Here is a 15,996-nt window from a genome sequence, read left to right on the forward strand (position 1 = left end):
TGGTTTGTGCCCCTGATAACTCACACTGGCGCGGATTTTAGCCGATTTCGCCTGGCTGTGCAGCCAATCGTGCAAGCAGCCGCGGCAGGTCGAGATGCCAGTGGCAGATTTCGGTCGCCCCTTCCATCAACACCGGCACCAGCTCGTTGTATTTTTCTTCCAGCAACGGGTCGGCATCGACATCGACGATGTCCAGCGCAAAGCCGTACTGCTGCTGCAGCGGCTGCAGCTGTGCCAGCATGTCGTGGCACAGGCTGCAGTATTCGCGGAAATAGAGTGTCAGCTGCCTCATTGCGCTTTTTTCTCCGGCACCAGCGCCACAAACAGCGGATTACCCTGTCGCAACAGGCGCATCGGCAGAGCCTGCCCCGCCGGCGTCGCCGCGATGGCATCCTGCAGCTGCTTGACGCTGGTCAGCTCGGCACTGGCAACACCGATGATCACGTCACCGACCACGATGCCGGCCCGTTGCGCCGGCCCATCCACCCCGCGCACCTGCAGCCCGAATTTGACACCCAGCTGCTGCGCCAGCTGCGGCGCCAGCAACTGCACCGACAGGCCGGAGCGGTTCATCGCATCGCCGTCCTGCTGCTGGTGACCGTGATAGGCACGATCGGCCGTACTCGGATCCTCTTCCTGCAGCGCGACGGTCAGCACCGTCACACGCGACAGCGCGCGGTTGCGCCACACACCCAGCTCAACACGCGAACCCGGCTTGATCGCGCCAAGCAGACGCGGCAGATCGGCCGACGTTTGCACACTGTCGCGATTGACACTCAGCACCACGTCACCGGCGCGCAACCCGGCGCGCTCGGCCGGACCACCCTTCTCCACCGAGTTGATCAGCGCACCCTGCGGCTCTTTCAGACCGAATGACGCGGCCAGTTCGCGCGTCAGCTCCTGGATGCTGACCCCAAGGCGGCTGCGATTGACCTTGCCGTCCTTTTTCAGCTGCTCGGCGATATTCAGCGCGACATCGATAGGGATGGCGAAGGAAATACCCATGAAACCGCCGGAGCGGCTGTAGATCTGCGAATTGATGCCGACCACCTCGCCGTCCATATTGAACAGCGGGCCGCCGGAGTTGCCGGGATTGATCGCGGCGTCGGTCTGGATGAACGGCACATAGCTTTCATCCGGCAACTGTCGCCCCTTGGCCGAGACGATGCCGGAGGTCACCGTGCTCTCGAAGCCGAACGGCGAGCCGATCGCCAGCACCCATTCGCCGACCTTCAGCTTGTCCGACTTGCCAAGCTTCACCGTCGGCAGGTTGGCCGCATCGACCTTCAGCAATGCGACGTCGGTGCGCGCGTCGGAGCCGATCAGGCGCGCCTTCAGCTCGCGCTTGTCATTGAGGGTAACGATCATCTCGTCCGCCTCGGCCACCACGTGGGCATTGGTCAGGATGTAGCCATCCGCAGACAGGATGAAGCCGGAGCCGAGGCCGCCGGTGCGGTATTCACGCAGTTGCGGCGGGGCAAAGCGGCGGAAGAACTCGGCAAAAGGATCGTTCTGCATTCCTTCCGGAATCTGGCGCACCATTTCACGCACTGTCTGCACGGTACGGATGTTCACCACCGCGCGCCCCTGCTGCTCGACCAGCTGGGTAAAGTCCGGCAATACCTGCGGTGCCGCCAGTGCGGGCACCGAGGCGCCCAGTGCGGCCAACATGGCAGAACACAGGATCAGTTTCTTGAACGGCATGTTTCTCTTTTCTCCTGAATGATCAGAGACGGATCGACCCGGCGCACGATAGTGGGCATGAAGAAGTGCCGGGAGGTCACGACTGAGGCATAGCGTTTGACCCACCACAAAGTCAGGGCAAACAGGGAAAAAGCCAAGAGCACCGACGGCAACTCGCCGAGCGTCCGCCCCAGCACCGCCCCTACCAGCAGCGCCAGCAAGGGCAGGCAGTACAGCAGGCCGGTCGACACCAGCAGTGCGCGCTCGTGCACGGCGACGATCACCTTATCGCCAATGCCGGCCGCGGCCGGATTTCGCACGCGGAACAGCGGCTCGCGCAGCACGAACATCCGTGCCAGCGACAGCGAACGGCAACCGTGCTGCGGATCGCACTGTCCACACGGCGAGTGCGGCGTTGGCCGCACCATGGCTTCGCCACCCTGACAGGACACCACCTGGGCTTCGGTTTCCAGCATGCTTATTTCTTGATCACGCGCACGGTGTTGATCACGTTTTCCAGCCCCTGCTCCGGCAGATCACCGACCACGGTCAGCACCTGGCTGCCGATCCGGCGCGATACCAGCCCCAGCCCGCCGGGGCCGATCACCGCAGGATGCGAATCCACCTCGCCCTTGCCGGCCTCGACAAACAGCGATAGTTTGGCCAGGCCATCGGTATAGACGAAGTGCGACACCGGCGTATCATGCCCCGGCAACTGGCGCGACGCGTAACGCAACAGACGGAAGCCGCTAGGCATGCCGCGGATTTCGAAATCGGCCGGCACCACTTCCTGCGGCGCGCTGACCGCCGCGCCCAGTGCCAGGCTGTGCTTGAAGCGCGGTCGCAACAGGGCTCGGTCTTTCGGGTTGCCCAGCGTCAGATCGCTAAAAGCGAACTGCTCGATCACCGCACCCTTGGCGTCGTGCGTCACCGTTTTCAGCGGCAAGGCGCTGACCGGGTCCACGCACACTTTCAGGCCGTAGCGCAGGTTGGCCTCTTTCGGCGTCAGCGACAGCCACTGGCAGTCGCGGCGCGCAACACGATCCAGCTTGCCGCGACTCAGCACGTAGGCTGACTTCAGGTCTTGCGAACGCTCCGGCAGGATGGCCGGAAACAGCTTGATGGCATTGACCTTGGCCGCATTCAGCGCCTTGGTGTCCGGCGCGTAGCAGGTCAGCTCATTGTCGTCGCGCACCAGCTCGCGCGGCATGCCGTCCATCGACTCGCGCCGCTCGCGCACCACGCCCCCATCCTGTGCGCGATACAGGCGGAAGGTTTCCAGCTCATCATCGACGTTATGGGTGTAGCTGCCACTCAGCGCCTGGTGACGCCCCGCCTGCGCGGCTTTTTGCAACAGATCCCAATCCGACTCCGCGGCCGCCAACAATGGAATGCCCAGCAACAGATAACCGGCAAACTTGACCATCAGCGCGCCACCCCCGACACCGGCTCTGCCAGATTGACACGCTCCAGCCCTTCGGCGGCCATCATGTCGCGGTGGGCCTGCAGGTAGGAATTGCGCGAAGACACCTGTTCAGCGGACACCTGTACCGCGCCGCCCTGCGGCGTCGACACAGCCTGCGCCATCAGCCCCGGCACCGGTTCCGGCTGGCTCTGCCACACCGCCCAGCCGACCACCCCCGCCAGCGCGAAGGACGCCGCCATCGCGTAACGCATCAGACCCGACGCCGACCCGCGCTTGGGCTTGGGCTTGGGCGCCAGCACCGTCGGCTCCTGCTGCAGCGCCTGTCCGACTTCGGCGCGCACATCGACCGTCAACAACGCAGAGCCGCGAATTGCATCACCAATCAGATGGTATTCATTCCATGCCGCTTTCAACTCCGGATCAGTATCCAGCGCACGAATACACTGAGTGGAAGCCGCATCGTCCAGCTCCCCATCCATCAAGGAAGAAAGGTTTTGTTTCATAATCGGTTCACCATCTTTTGTTTTTTGCCGTATCCAGCAAGGGACGCAACTCTGCCGCGATCGCTTCGCGGGCGCGGAAGATCCGCGACCGCACGGTACCGATAGGACAGTTCATGGCACTGGCAATTTCGTCGTAGCTGAGACCTTCCATCTCACGCAGCGAAATGGCCGTGCGCAATTCTTCCGGCAGCCGTTCCACCGCGGCATTGACCGCGGCGAGGATCTGCTGGTTCATCATCTCGGCTTCCGGCGTGTGGTAATCCGGCACCTGCGAGGCCATGTCCAGGCTTTCGCCGTCCTCGTCCTCGAACTCGGCGCTGATTACCGGCCGGCGGCCGGCGGAAGTCAAAAAATTCTTGGCCGTATTGATGCCAATACGATATAGCCAGGTATAAAACGCACTTTCACCGCGAAACGAAGGCAGTGCACGATAGGCCTTTACAAACGCTTCTTGTGTCACGTCCTCGATATCCGCCGAATCGCGGATAAAGCGTGACAACAGGCGGGAAAGCCGTCGCTGGTACTTTGCCACCAACAGATCGAACGCGCGTTTTTCACCACGCTGCGCACGCTCGACCAATTGCTGATCGATATCACGATCACTCATCGTTACCGTTATCTCCCTGATTCGTCCTGCTTGTTTTTGTTGTGGCCAACGCTGGGCCAGCACAGGACAAAAACTGTGACCTGCCTTGCTCGGGATAAGTTCACCGCACAAGCCGTTGCACTTATAACAAAGGTGTCCGCATCCGGCAAAGAAAGCGCACAGAAATTCGTTTACCAATTTACCAAGCACTTGCTAGAATATAAACAAGTACTCCAGAATACAAAACAGCAGAACCTAACACTCGATTCCAAAAACAGGAGAAACCCGATGACGACACCCGGCCAACGTTTCCGCGATGCAGTTGCCCAAGAAAAACCCCTGCAGGTCGTCGGCGCGGTCAATGCCTACGCCGCCCGTCTGGCCGAACATAGCGGCTTCAAGGCGCTGTACCTGTCCGGCGGCGGTGTCGCCGCCTGCTCCTGCGGCATTCCGGATCTTGGCATCACCACCCTGGAAGACGTGCTGATCGACGTGCGCCGCATCACCGACGTCACCGAGTTGCCGCTGCTGGTGGACATCGACACCGGCTGGGGAGGCGCCTTCAACATCGCCCGCGCGGTACGCAATCTGGAAAAAGCCGGTGCCGCCGCGGTGCACATCGAAGACCAAGTGCAGCAGAAACGCTGTGGCCACCGCCCGAACAAGGCCATCGTCAGCCAGGAAGAAATGGTCGACCGCGTGAAGGCGGCGGTGGACGCACGCAAACACGGCATGGTGATCATGGCGCGCACCGACGCGCTGGCGGTCGAAGGACTGGAAGCGGCGATCGAACGCGCGGTCGCCTGCGTCGAAGCCGGCGCCGACATGATCTTCCCGGAAGCAATCACCGATCTGGCGATGTACAAGCAGTTCGCCGAGGCGGTGAAGGTGCCGGTGCTGGCCAACATCACCGAATTCGGCGCAACCCCGCTGTACACCACCGAACAGCTGGGCGCCAACGGCGTCGGCCTGGTGCTGTACCCGCTGTCGGCGTTCCGCGCGATGAGCCAGGCGGCACTCAACGTCTACGGCGCCATCCGCCGCGACGGCACGCAGCAAAACGTAGTCGACACCATGCAGACCCGCATGGACCTGTACGAGCACCTCGATTACCACGCCTACGAGCAAAAGCTGGACGCGCTGTTCAGCCAAGGCAAGTAAGCGGCCAGGCAGGCGGCGCGACGGTGTACACCATGACCAATCTGTTCGCGGACATCCCGCCCGACCTGCCGCAAGAGCTGTTCCAGACGCTGCTTTCCGGCAGCGCCGGTTTTCGCGTGGAACGCATCGTGTCGCGCGGGCACGCCTCGCCCGAGGACTTCTGGTACGACCAGGACGAACACGAGTGGGTGCTGTTACTGGCTGGCGCCGCAGAACTGGCGTACGCCGACCCGCCCCGCCGACAGCAGCTGGCGCCCGGCGATGCGGTGCTGATCCCGGCCCATTGCCGGCACCGCGTGGCCTGGACCACATCGGAACAGGATAGCGTCTGGCTGGCCGTTTTTTTTTCGCGACAAATAATCCGATAACGCACAACCCAGTCCATACCAGCAGCAGGAGAAGGAAGAAATGACCGAATCACTCCAAGTGCTTCCCAAAGCCAAGAAATCCGTAGCCCTGTCCGGCGTCGCCGCCGGCAATACCGAGCTGTGCACCGTTGGCCGCAGTGGCAACGACCTGCACTACCGCGGCTACGACATCCTGGATCTGGCCGCCGAGACCGAATTCGAGGAAGTGGCCTACCTGCTGGTGCACGGCAAGCTGCCGAACCGGGCTGAGCTGACCGGCTACAAGAAAAAACTGAAATCGCTGCGCGGCCTGCCGGCGTCGGTGAAAGCGGTGCTGGAAGCGCTACCGGCCGCCTCGCACCCGATGGACGTGATGCGCAGCGGCGTGTCCGCTCTGGGCTGCACCCTGCCGGAAAAGGACGACCACAACACCCCGGGTGCCCGCGACATTGCCGACCGCCTGATGGCCTCGCTAGGCTCCATGCTGCTGTACTGGTACCACTTCAGCCATAACGGCAAGCGCATCGACGTGGAAACCGACGACGACTCCATCGGCGGCCACTTCCTGCACCTGCTGCACGGCCAGAAACCGTCCGAACAGTGGGTTCGCTCGATGCACACCTCGCTGAACCTGTACGCTGAGCACGAATTCAACGCCTCCACCTTCACCGCCCGCGTCATTGCCGGTACCGGCTCCGACATGTACAGCGCCATCACCGGCGCCATCGGCGCGTTGCGCGGTCCGAAACACGGCGGCGCCAACGAGGTCGCGTTCGAAGTGCAGAAGCGCTACGAGACTCCGGACGAAGCCGAGGCCGACATCAAGGCCCGCGTGGAGCGCAAGGAAGTGGTGATCGGCTTCGGCCACCCGGTGTACACCATCAGCGACCCGCGCAACAAGGTGATCAAGGAAGTGGCGCGCGAGCTGTCGCAAGCGGCCGGCGATAGCAAGATGTTCGACATCGCCGAGCGTCTGGAAAGCGTGATGTGGGACATCAAGAAGATGTTCCCGAACCTGGACTGGTTCAGCGCGGTGAGCTATCACATGATGGGCGTGCCGACCGCGATGTTCACCCCGCTGTTCGTGATCGCCCGTACCAGCGGCTGGAGCGCGCACGTGATCGAACAGCGCATCGACGGCAAGATCATCCGCCCGAGCGCCAACTACATCGGCCCGGAAGACCAGCCCTTCGTGCCGCTGGCACAGCGCTGATGTGTCACGCCCTGCCGGCCACGCCGGCAGGATCACAATAAAACCGGAACGGCGCCCTGCGGCCAACGTTGGCCGCACGGTGATCTCCAACTTCACCCCCGTGCCCACGCCATGAACAGCCAATACCGCAAGCCGCTACCCGGCACCCGCCTCGACTACTTTGACACCCGCGCCGCGGTGGATGCCATCCAGCCCGGCGCCTACGCCACCCTGCCCTACGTCTCCCGCGTGCTGGCCGAACAGCTGGTGCGCCGCTGCGAACCGGCGCTGCTGACCGACGCGCTGACACAACTGATAGCACGCCGCCAGGACCTGGACTTCCCGTGGTATCCGGCCCGCGTGGTGTGCCACGACATTCTCGGCCAGACCGCGCTGGTGGATCTGGCCGGCCTGCGCGACGCCATCGCCGACAAGGGCGGCGACCCGTCGCAAGTCAACCCGGTGGTGCCGACGCAGCTGATCGTCGACCACTCGCTGGCAGTGGAGTGCGGCGGCTACGACCCGGAAGCCTTCGAGAAGAACCGCGCCATCGAGGACCGCCGCAACGAGGACCGTTTCCACTTCATCAACTGGACGCGCACCGCGTTCAAAAACGTGGACGTAATCCCGGCCGGCAACGGCATCATGCACCAGATCAACCTGGAGAAAATGTCGCCGGTGATCCAGTCGCGTGACGGCGTCGCCTTCCCCGACACCTGCGTCGGCACCGACAGCCACACCCCGCACGTGGACGCGCTGGGCGTGATCGCCATCGGCGTCGGCGGCCTGGAAGCCGAAACCGTCATGCTGGGCCACCCGTCGATGATGCGCCTGCCGGACATCGTCGGCGTGAAGCTGACCGGCCAGCGCCAGAGCGGCATCACCGCCACCGACATCGTGCTGGCACTGACCGAATTCCTGCGCAAGGAACGCGTGGTCGGTGCGTGGGTGGAGTTCTTTGGCGAAGGCGCCGACAGCCTGTCGATCGGCGACCGCGCCACCATCTCCAATATGTGCCCGGAGTATGGCGCCACCGCCGCCATGTTCTACATCGACGACCAGACCATCGCCTACCTGAAGCTCACCGGTCGCGAGCCGGAGCAGGTGGCGCTGGTGGAAAACTACGCCCGCCACACCGGCCTGTGGGCCAGCGATCTGGCCTGCGCGCAGTACCCGCGCGTGCTGGAGTTCGATCTCTCCACCGTGGTGCGCAACATGGCCGGCCCGTCCAATCCGCACAAGCGCCTGCCGACCTCGGCACTGGCCGAGCGCGGCATTGCGGCCAACCTTGCCGCGGCGCGCGAACAGGAAGCGCAAGGCCTGCTGCCGGACGGCGCGGTGATCATCGCCGCCATCACCAGCTGCACCAACACCAGCAACCCGCGCAACGTGGTCGCCGCCGCGCTGCTGGCCAAGAAGGCCAATGCACTGGGGCTGACGCGCAAGCCGTGGGTGAAGACCTCGTTCGCCCCCGGCTCCAAGGTAGCCAAGCTGTACCTGGAAGACGCCGGCCTGCTGCCGGAGCTGGAGAAACTCGGCTTCGGCATCGTCGCCTACGCCTGCACCACCTGTAACGGCATGTCCGGCGCGCTGGACCCGAAAATCCAGCAGGAAATCATCGACCGCGACCTGTACGCCACCGCCGTGCTGTCCGGCAACCGCAACTTCGACGGTCGCATCCACCCCTACGCCAAGCAGGCCTTCCTCGCCTCGCCGCCGCTGGTGGTGGCCTACGCCATCGCCGGCACCATGCGCTTCGACATTGAGCGCGACGTGCTGGGCGTGGTCGACGGCCGCGAAATCCGCCTGAAGGACCTGTGGCCAAGCGACGAGGAAATCGACGCCATCGTCGACGCCAGCGTGAAGCCGGAGCAGTTCAAGCAGATCTACATCCCGATGTTCGACCTGGGCACCGCCGAGCAGGCCAAGAGCCCGCTGTACGACTGGCGCCCGCAGTCCACCTACATCCGCCGTCCGCCGTACTGGGAAGGCGCGCTGGCCGGCGAGCGCACACTGAAAGGCATGCGCCCGCTGGCACTGCTGCCGGACAACATCACCACCGACCACCTGTCGCCGTCCAACGCCATCCTGGCCAACAGCGCCGCCGGCGAATACCTGGCGAAAATGGGCCTGCCGGAAGAGGACTTCAACTCCTACGCCACCCACCGCGGTGACCACCTCACCGCGCAGCGCGCCACCTTCGCCAACCCGCAGCTGGTGAACGAGATGGCGGTGGCGGACGGCGAGGTGAAGAAGGGTTCGCTGGCCCGCGTCGAGCCGGACGGCCAGGTGATGCGCATGTGGGAGGCGATCGAGACCTATATGCAGCGCAAGCAGCCGCTGATCATCGTCGCCGGTGCCGACTACGGCCAGGGCAGCTCGCGTGACTGGGCGGCCAAGGGCGTGCGTCTGGCCGGGGTGGAAGCGATCGCCGCCGAGGGCTTCGAGCGCATCCACCGCACCAATCTGGTGGGCATGGGCGTGCTGCCGCTGGAGTTCAAGCCCGGCATCAACCGCAAGACGCTGGCACTGGACGGGACCGAAACCTACGACGTCGAGGGCGATATCGCGCCGCGCGGCGACCTGACGCTGGTGATCCACCGCCAGAACGGCGAGCGCGTGGCGGTGCCGATGACCTGCCGACTGGACACCGCCGCCGAGGTGCGCGTCTACCGGGCCGGCGGTGTGCTGCAGCGCTTCGCTCAGGACTTCCTGGAAAGCGCGACTGCCTAAACCCTGCGGCCAACCTTGTCCACCAAGGTTGGCCGCCATTCTTCTTTAAGCGATGGACGACGCCACACGGTGCCCATCCGCTGCAAGCCCTGATCAGGACAAGTTTATGGCCCACCTTCCCCAAATCCGCATTCCGGCCACCTACATCCGTGGCGGCACCAGCAAGGGTGTGTTCTTCCGCCTGCAGGACCTGCCCGCCAGCTGCCAGCAGCCCGGCGCAGCGCGCGACAAACTGTTCATGCGCGTGATCGGCAGCCCGGATCCCTACTCCGCCCACATCGACGGCATGGGCGGCGCCACCTCCAGCACCAGCAAGTGCGTGATCCTGTCGAAAAGCACGCAGCCAGACCACGACGTCGACTACCTGTACGGCCAGGTCGCCATCGACAAGGCTTTCGTCGACTGGAGCGGCAACTGCGGCAACCTGTCCACCGCCGCCGGCGCCTTCGCCATTCACGCCGGTCTGGTGGACCCGGCGCGCATTCCGGACAACGGCGTGTGCGTGGTACGCATCTGGCAAGCCAACATCCGGAAAACCATCATTGCCCACGTGCCGGTGACCAAGGGCCAGGTGCAGGAAACCGGCGATTTCGAGCTGGACGGCGTTACCTTCCCCGCAGCCGAGATCGTGCTGGAATTCATGGACCCATCGGATGACGGCGACGATGGCAGCATGTTCCCCACCGGCAATCTGGTGGACGACCTGGAAGTGCCGGGCATCGGTACCTTCAAGGCCACCATGATCAGCGCCGGCATCCCCACCGTGTTCGTCAATGCGGCCGACATCGGCTACACCGGCACCGAGCTGCGCGAAGCCATCAACAGCGACCCGGCGGCACTGGCCCGCTTCGAAGCCATCCGCGTGGCCGGCGCACTGCGCATGGGACTGATCAAGACCCCGGAAGAAGCCGCCACCCGCCAGCACACCCCCAAGATCGCCTTCGTAGCGCCACCGGCCGACTACACCGCCTCCAGCGGCAAGCCAATCAAGGCAACCGACATCGACCTCTTGGTACGCGCGCTGTCCATGGGCAAGCTACACCACGCGATGATGGGCACCTGCGCGGTGGCCATCGGCACCGCCGCCGCCATCCCCGGCACACTGGTGAACCTGGCCGCCGGCGGCGGCGAACGCCAGGCGGTACGCTTCGGCCACCCGTCCGGCACCCTGCGCGTGGGCGCAGAAGCGGTACAGGAAAACGGGCAATGGAAAGTGACCAAGGCCATCATGAGCCGCAGCGCGCGCATCCTGATGGAAGGCTGGGTGCGCGTACCCGGCGACATCCTGTAACAATCCGGCTCTGCTGCAAAACCCGGCCCGCACCGTTGCGGCCAACCTTGCCGCCAACGGCACGAGACAGGCCGGCTCGCCCACAGGTGAGCCGGCCTTCGTCTTGTCCGCTGCGACCACGGGCAGACGCTGCGCCGACAGCATTCTCGCGCCCGTCCGGGCGTGTTAGATTCGGCACCTCAGTGCACAACCGCAGCGATTACCCATGAAAAAATGCCTACTGATGGCCGGCTGGCTGTTGGCTGCACCACTGGCACAGTCCAGTCCGGGCAAGCTGCTGATCCTGGTGGACGACAGCACCGAAATGCCGCTGGCCGAGCTGCAGGACAACACCCTGCTGGCCGGCATTCATTTTGACCTGGGCCAGGCACTGGCCAAGGAGCTCGGCCAACAGGCCAGCTTTCGAGTCGTGCCGCGCAAGCGGGTCGGCCCCAGCCTGCAAAACGGTGAGGCCGACCTGATCTGCCTGTACCAGCGGGAGTGGTTGCCCGGTCCGTTCCGCTGGTCCAGACCCTTCCTCGTCAATGCCGACGTCGTGGTCACCCATCGCGACCAGCCGCGCCCCACCAGCATCGCCGCACTGGCCGGACAAAGCATCGGCACCATTCTCGGCTTTCGCTACCCGGAGCTGGAGACCCGCCTCGGCAGCGCACTGGTGCGCGACGATGCGCCCAACTCCACCAGCAACCTGAGAAAACTGGAAGCCGGACGCATCCACCACGCGGTGGTCAATCAGCTTTACCTGAACTATCAGCAAAAACTGGGACAACTTCCGCTCGCCCTGCACCCGCCGCTGCTGCTCAACAACTACCAGGCCGGCTGCGCCTTGTCCCGGCACAGCCGCATCGGCCTGCCACAACTCAATCGCGCCATCGGCAAGCTGCTTGACAACCATACCCTGCCGCACATCCTGTCAAAGTACCGCTGACGCCGGCTGCTACCCGTTGGCAGACTACGGCAGCAGCCGGCAAACCCCGCCACGGCAGGCATTGCCGGTAAACTTCCCTTGTCACGACAAGGTTTTTTCTGTAGAATGTTTTTCCTCAACGGCGGGTCTCCCCGCATTGTGCGATGGTCAACCTGGTCAGGTCCGGAAGGAAGCAGCCACAACCGTTTAGCGCAAGTGCCGGGGGTCGGGCTCGCCACCCCAATTTACCCCGTTGCCGACAACTTACCGCCGGCAACGGGCGTTTCGCATAAATTCCGCTGTCCTTTTTCTCGCAATCCTGCTATCATACTGATGCAAGTCAAATAAGGCTGGGCAAAGACTCGGCCATATGTTTTATTTTTTGCAAAAGTCACGCGGACACTACCCCGTCCATGATACAGAACTCATATGCGAGGAACGCCATGAAATTGTTTGATAAAATCCCCAATCCACGCGAAATCCGCCGCAAGCTTGGCTTGAACCAGCAGGAATTCTGGAGCCGTATCGGCGTCACCCAGTCCGGCGGTTCGCGCTACGAAAGCGGTCGCAACATGCCAAAGCCGGTACGCGAGTTACTCCGTCTGGTGCATGTGGAGCAGATCGACTTGGCAAAAGTCCGTCGTGAAGACTTCGAGATCGTTGAATATCTCAAGGAAACCCACCCGGACCTGTACAAGAGCCTGCGCAAAGCGGTTCGCGCCCGTCTTGACACCCAAGGCGAAGCAGAAGGCACCGTTGCCGAAGCCTGAACAGGCGGTTGACGCAACCATAAAAAAGCGCCCCGGCTTACCGGGGCGCTTTTCTTTGCCTTGAGCACGACAGGATCGCATCCCACGTGCCTCGACACCACTCAGTCTCCGGTGTTGCGCACCAGCAGCACGGGCACATCGGCGATCTTCAGCACCCCTTCGGCAACACTCCCCAACAGAAGGTGCATCAAACCGCCGATACCGTGGGTCCCCATTACCAGCAGGTCCGCCCCCCATTTGCCGGCATCTTCCATAATAACGCTGGCAATACGGTCGCCCCAGCTTTCGATGATGGCGACTTCAGGCACCACGCCCAGTGCCTCGGCGCGCACCTTAGCCTGCGACAACACCTGCTCGCCCGCCTCGCGAATCGAGCCCTGCAACTCCGCAGCATCCAGAAACTCGGCGCCACCCCAGCCAAACTGCGCCAGATCGACCACATGCACCATCCTTACCGCGGCACCGACTTCCTTGGCCAGCTTGCACGCTTCAGCCAGGGCCAGGGCCGATGTTTCGCTATCATCAACCGGCACAAAAATACGCTGATACATGGTGACCTCCCGTCTCGACTTACGATTGAATTGTTGTACCCATAATAGGATACCGCCGCCGAGGAAAGTATTGATAAAGATTAACGGCGAGTGCAGTATGACAAAAAACCCTCGCGACAGGTTAACGCATGGCACGCCTCACCTTGCCGGAAATCGACCATCCGGTATTCGACTGTCAGCTCGACATCCGCATCAGCGACATCAACTACGGCGGCCATCTGGGTAACGATGCCGCCCTGCGCCTCGCCCACGAGGTTCGCCTGCGCTTCCTGCAAAGCCTTGACTGCACCGAGATGGACGTTTACGGTGCCGGCATCATCATCAGCGACGCGGCGGTGATCTATCGCAACGAAGCCTTTCATGGCGATACGCTGGCGTTCAGCCTCGGCATCACCGACTTCAGCCGTTGCGGCTGCGACTTCATTTACCAGGCCCGGCGCTTGAGCGACAATGCCGCAATATTGCATATCAAGACCGGCATTGTCTTCTTTGACTACCAGCAGCGGAAAGCAACCCCCGTACCAACCGCCTTTGCCGCGCAATTCAGACAGCAACAAGAAGGAGTCGCGACATGAAAAACTACCCCATGAACAGTCCGGAAGCCATTGCCCGCATCCTTGCCATGTTCATGATCACCGATGGTGAAATGGCCACGCGCGAAATCGAGTCCATGGAAAGCCTGAACGTCTATGAAATCATCGGCCTGTCGCGCAAGCGCTTCATCGAGGTACTGGCCAAGTACTGCGACGACATCTCCGACGATGCCGAAAACGACGGCACCATCCACCTGCTGTCGCCGGAGCGCGTCAACGAGGTGCTGGACGTGATCACCGACCGCAGCAAGCGCCTGCTGTGCTGCGCCATCGCGCTGGACATCTGCAAGGCCGACAATGCCATCAGCGACCCGGAAATGCTGCTGCTACGCTACATGATGCAGCACTGGCAGCTGTCGCTGGAAGACCTGGAAAACGAATTCATCCGCCAGTAACACCCTGGCGCGCCCTGTAGCTGAACCATAATCAGCGCAGGCACTACCGCATCGAAACGGCCACCCTGAGTGGCCGCTTTCATTCGGCAACCATCATCCAACACGAGCCCACCCCATGAAACAGCAGTTCAGCGGCAGCGAGCAGTACATTGCCACCCCCGATCTGATGACCGCCGTCAACGCGGCCATCACCCTGGAACGCCCATTATTGGTCAAAGGCGAACCCGGCACCGGCAAGACCATGCTCGCCGAGCAACTGGCCAAGGCGCTGGGCAAGCAGCTGATCGTGTGGCCGATCAAATCCACCACCAAGGCGCAGCACGGCCTGTACGAGTACGATGCGGTATCGCGGTTGCGCGACTCGCAACTGGGCAGCGAGCGCGTGCACCACATCGGCAACTACATCGTCAAGGGCAAGCTGTGGCAGGCGTTCGAGGCCAGCGAGGCGCCGGTGCTACTGATCGACGAGATCGACAAGGCCGACATCGAATTCCCCAACGACCTGCTGCGCGAACTGGACCAGATGGAGTTCTTCGTGCACGAAACGCAACAGCAGATCAAGGCCCACCAGCGCCCCATCATCGTCATCACCTCCAACAATGAAAAAGAGCTGCCCGACGCCTTCCTGCGCCGCTGCTTCTTCCACTACATCCGGTTCCCGGACCAGGACACCCTGCAGCGCATCGTCCACGCCCACTTCCCGAGCCTGCGCGACAGCCTGCTGCGCCATGCACTGGAAAGCTTCCTCGCCATCCGCGAGCTGCCCGGCATCAAGAAAAAACCGTCAACCTCGGAGCTGCTGGACTGGCTGCGTCTGCTAGAAGCCGACGGCACCCCGGACAGTGCGATCCACAACGGCGGCGTGCCGCCGTTTGCCGGCGCCCTGCTGAAGAACGAGCAGGACATGTCGCTGCTGGAACGCATCCTCAACGCCACCCGTGCACGGCGCAACGGATCATGAACACCGCCTGGACCACAACACTCCAGCAGTTCGACCAGCAGCTGCAACTGGCCGCCAGGAGCGAGCACACGCGCGAGGCCTACGCGCGCGATATCGCCTATCTCGCCAACCTGACCCGCCTGGAACTGCCGGAACAGGTCAACACCCTCGCCGTTCAGCGCGCACTGGCGCAGCTGCGCCACCAGGGACTGTCACCGCGCTCGCTGGCGCGCATCCTGTCCAGCTGGCGCAACCTGTTCCAGTGGTTGATCCGGCAGGAACGGGTTGCGGCCAACCCTTGCGCCGGCCTGCGCCCGCCACGCGCGCCGCAACGCCTGCCCAAGGCGCTCAGCGTCGACGCCACCATGCAGCTGCTGGACCAGCCCAGCGAGGGGCGACTGCAATGGCGCGACCACGCCATGTTTGAATTGATGTACTCCTCCGGACTGCGCCTGAGCGAGACCACCTCGCTCAATGTCGCCGACCTCGACCTGTCGCAGCAGCTGGTCAAGGTCAGCGGCAAGGGCAAACGCGAACGGTTGCTGCCAGTTGGCCGCAGTGCCGCCGACGCGCTGCGCCGCTGGCTGGAGGTGCGCGGCAACACCCTGGACGACGCGTTGTTCGTGTCGGAGCAGGGCACGCGGCTGTCGTCACGACAACTGGCACGGCGGCTGGAAAAATGGCGGCTGCAAAGCGACTGCGAGCAGCATGTGCACCCGCACATGCTGCGCCACTCGTTTGCCAGCCACATCCTGCAATCGTCCGGCGACCTGCGTGCGGTACAGGAAATGCTGGGCCACGCCAACCTGGCCACAACCCAGATCTATACCAGCCTCGACTTCCAGCATCTGGCCAAGGTCTACGACGGCGCCCACCCGCGCGCCAAGAAAACTCCGGACAACTCGTAACGCCGCTGCA

General features: G+C 63.2%; 18 protein-coding genes and 1 other RNA gene. 12 read left to right on the forward strand and 7 right to left on the reverse strand.

Going from position 1 to position 15,996, the window contains the following annotated elements; translation table 11 throughout:
• Positions 1–37 precede the first annotated feature (37 nt).
• The 6 genes from PQU96_RS15085 to rpoE are packed head-to-tail and all read right to left on the reverse strand — an operon-like array spanning position 38 to position 4,219.
• Positions 38–292: a glutaredoxin family protein gene (locus PQU96_RS15085; RefSeq protein WP_272773229.1), complete on the reverse strand. Its 255-nt coding sequence runs from the start codon at positions 290–292 to the stop codon at positions 38–40.
• Positions 289–1,704 carry a DegQ family serine endoprotease gene (locus PQU96_RS15090; RefSeq protein ID WP_272773230.1) on the reverse strand — a complete coding sequence of 472 codons (1,416 nt, stop codon included), beginning with the start codon at positions 1,702–1,704 and terminating at the stop codon, positions 289–291. Before PQU96_RS15090 ends, PQU96_RS15085 begins: the two co-directional genes overlap by 4 nt.
• The gene (locus PQU96_RS15095) at positions 1,686–2,159 is read right to left on the reverse strand and encodes a SoxR reducing system RseC family protein (protein WP_272773231.1); all 474 of its coding nucleotides are present in this window, start codon (positions 2,157–2,159) and stop codon (positions 1,686–1,688) included. The genes PQU96_RS15090 and PQU96_RS15095 overlap by 19 nt, the downstream gene beginning before the upstream one ends.
• A 2-nt stretch (positions 2,160–2,161) precedes the next feature.
• Positions 2,162–3,109 (reverse strand): MucB/RseB C-terminal domain-containing protein, encoded by a 948-nt coding sequence (locus PQU96_RS15100; protein ID WP_272773232.1) that lies wholly within the window; start codon positions 3,107–3,109, stop codon positions 2,162–2,164.
• Positions 3,109–3,612 (reverse strand): sigma-E factor negative regulatory protein, encoded by a 504-nt coding sequence (locus tag PQU96_RS15105; RefSeq protein ID WP_272773233.1) that lies wholly within the window; start codon positions 3,610–3,612, stop codon positions 3,109–3,111. Before PQU96_RS15105 ends, PQU96_RS15100 begins: the two co-directional genes overlap by 1 nt.
• A 7-nt stretch (positions 3,613–3,619) precedes the next feature.
• Complete coding sequence (rpoE, locus tag PQU96_RS15110) at positions 3,620–4,219, reverse strand: RNA polymerase sigma factor RpoE (RefSeq protein WP_047966280.1); 600 nt, start codon at positions 4,217–4,219, stop codon at positions 3,620–3,622.
• Between the two features lie 267 nt (positions 4,220–4,486).
• On the opposite strand from rpoE, the gene prpB reads away from it, so the two are divergent.
• The 8 genes from prpB to PQU96_RS15150 all read left to right on the forward strand — a co-directional run bounded on the left by prpB (position 4,487) and on the right by PQU96_RS15150 (position 12,599).
• Complete coding sequence (prpB, locus tag PQU96_RS15115) at positions 4,487–5,359, forward strand: methylisocitrate lyase (protein ID WP_272773234.1); 873 nt, start codon at positions 4,487–4,489, stop codon at positions 5,357–5,359.
• A gap of 32 nt (positions 5,360–5,391) precedes the next feature.
• A complete protein-coding gene (locus PQU96_RS15120) occupies positions 5,392–5,727 on the forward strand; it encodes a cupin domain-containing protein (protein WP_272773235.1) in 336 nt (111 codons plus the stop codon).
• A gap of 40 nt (positions 5,728–5,767) precedes the next feature.
• On the forward strand, positions 5,768–6,919 hold the full coding sequence (gene prpC / locus PQU96_RS15125) for a bifunctional 2-methylcitrate synthase/citrate synthase (protein WP_272773236.1): 1,152 nt from the start codon (positions 5,768–5,770) through the stop codon (positions 6,917–6,919).
• 111 nt (positions 6,920–7,030) lie between these two features.
• Entirely contained in the window at positions 7,031–9,631 is a 2,601-nt protein-coding gene (acnD, locus tag PQU96_RS15130) for a Fe/S-dependent 2-methylisocitrate dehydratase AcnD (RefSeq protein ID WP_272773237.1), read from the forward strand.
• Between the two features lie 106 nt (positions 9,632–9,737).
• Positions 9,738–10,922 (forward strand): 2-methylaconitate cis-trans isomerase PrpF, encoded by a 1,185-nt coding sequence (gene prpF, locus PQU96_RS15135; RefSeq protein ID WP_272773238.1) that lies wholly within the window; start codon positions 9,738–9,740, stop codon positions 10,920–10,922.
• 205 nt (positions 10,923–11,127) lie between these two features.
• Positions 11,128–11,850, forward strand: coding sequence for a substrate-binding periplasmic protein (locus PQU96_RS15140; RefSeq protein ID WP_272773239.1), 723 nt, complete (start codon positions 11,128–11,130; stop codon positions 11,848–11,850).
• Positions 11,851–11,970: 120 nt separating this feature from the next.
• Positions 11,971–12,069: signal recognition particle sRNA small type (gene ffs / locus PQU96_RS15145), an RNA gene on the forward strand.
• A gap of 203 nt (positions 12,070–12,272) precedes the next feature.
• Positions 12,273–12,599: a helix-turn-helix domain-containing protein gene (locus PQU96_RS15150; RefSeq protein ID WP_047968489.1), complete on the forward strand. Its 327-nt coding sequence runs from the start codon at positions 12,273–12,275 to the stop codon at positions 12,597–12,599.
• Positions 12,600–12,700: 101 nt separating this feature from the next.
• On the opposite strand, the gene PQU96_RS15155 is transcribed toward PQU96_RS15150, so the two are convergent.
• Positions 12,701–13,150 carry a universal stress protein gene (locus tag PQU96_RS15155; RefSeq protein WP_272773240.1) on the reverse strand — a complete coding sequence of 150 codons (450 nt, stop codon included), beginning with the start codon at positions 13,148–13,150 and terminating at the stop codon, positions 12,701–12,703.
• A gap of 128 nt (positions 13,151–13,278) precedes the next feature.
• On the opposite strand from PQU96_RS15155, the gene PQU96_RS15160 reads away from it, so the two are divergent.
• The 4 genes from PQU96_RS15160 (at position 13,279) to PQU96_RS15175 (ending at position 15,986) form a co-directional block, all read left to right on the forward strand.
• On the forward strand, positions 13,279–13,725 hold the full coding sequence (locus tag PQU96_RS15160) for an acyl-CoA thioesterase (protein ID WP_272773241.1): 447 nt from the start codon (positions 13,279–13,281) through the stop codon (positions 13,723–13,725).
• Complete coding sequence (locus tag PQU96_RS15165; protein WP_272773242.1) at positions 13,722–14,138, forward strand: hypothetical protein; 417 nt, start codon at positions 13,722–13,724, stop codon at positions 14,136–14,138. Before PQU96_RS15160 ends, PQU96_RS15165 begins: the two co-directional genes overlap by 4 nt.
• Before the next feature lie 115 nt (positions 14,139–14,253).
• Positions 14,254–15,099, forward strand: a complete 846-nt coding sequence (locus PQU96_RS15170) for an AAA family ATPase (protein WP_272773243.1) — start codon at positions 14,254–14,256, stop codon at positions 15,097–15,099.
• Entirely contained in the window at positions 15,096–15,986 is an 891-nt protein-coding gene (locus tag PQU96_RS15175) for a tyrosine-type recombinase/integrase (RefSeq protein WP_272773244.1), read from the forward strand. The genes PQU96_RS15170 and PQU96_RS15175 overlap by 4 nt, the downstream gene beginning before the upstream one ends.
• The last annotated feature ends 10 nt before the right edge of the window (positions 15,987–15,996 follow it).

Origin of the sequence: Vogesella margarita, assembly GCF_028548475.1 — a bacterium.
Classification (GTDB): Bacteria; Pseudomonadota; Gammaproteobacteria; order Burkholderiales; family Chromobacteriaceae; genus Vogesella; species Vogesella margarita.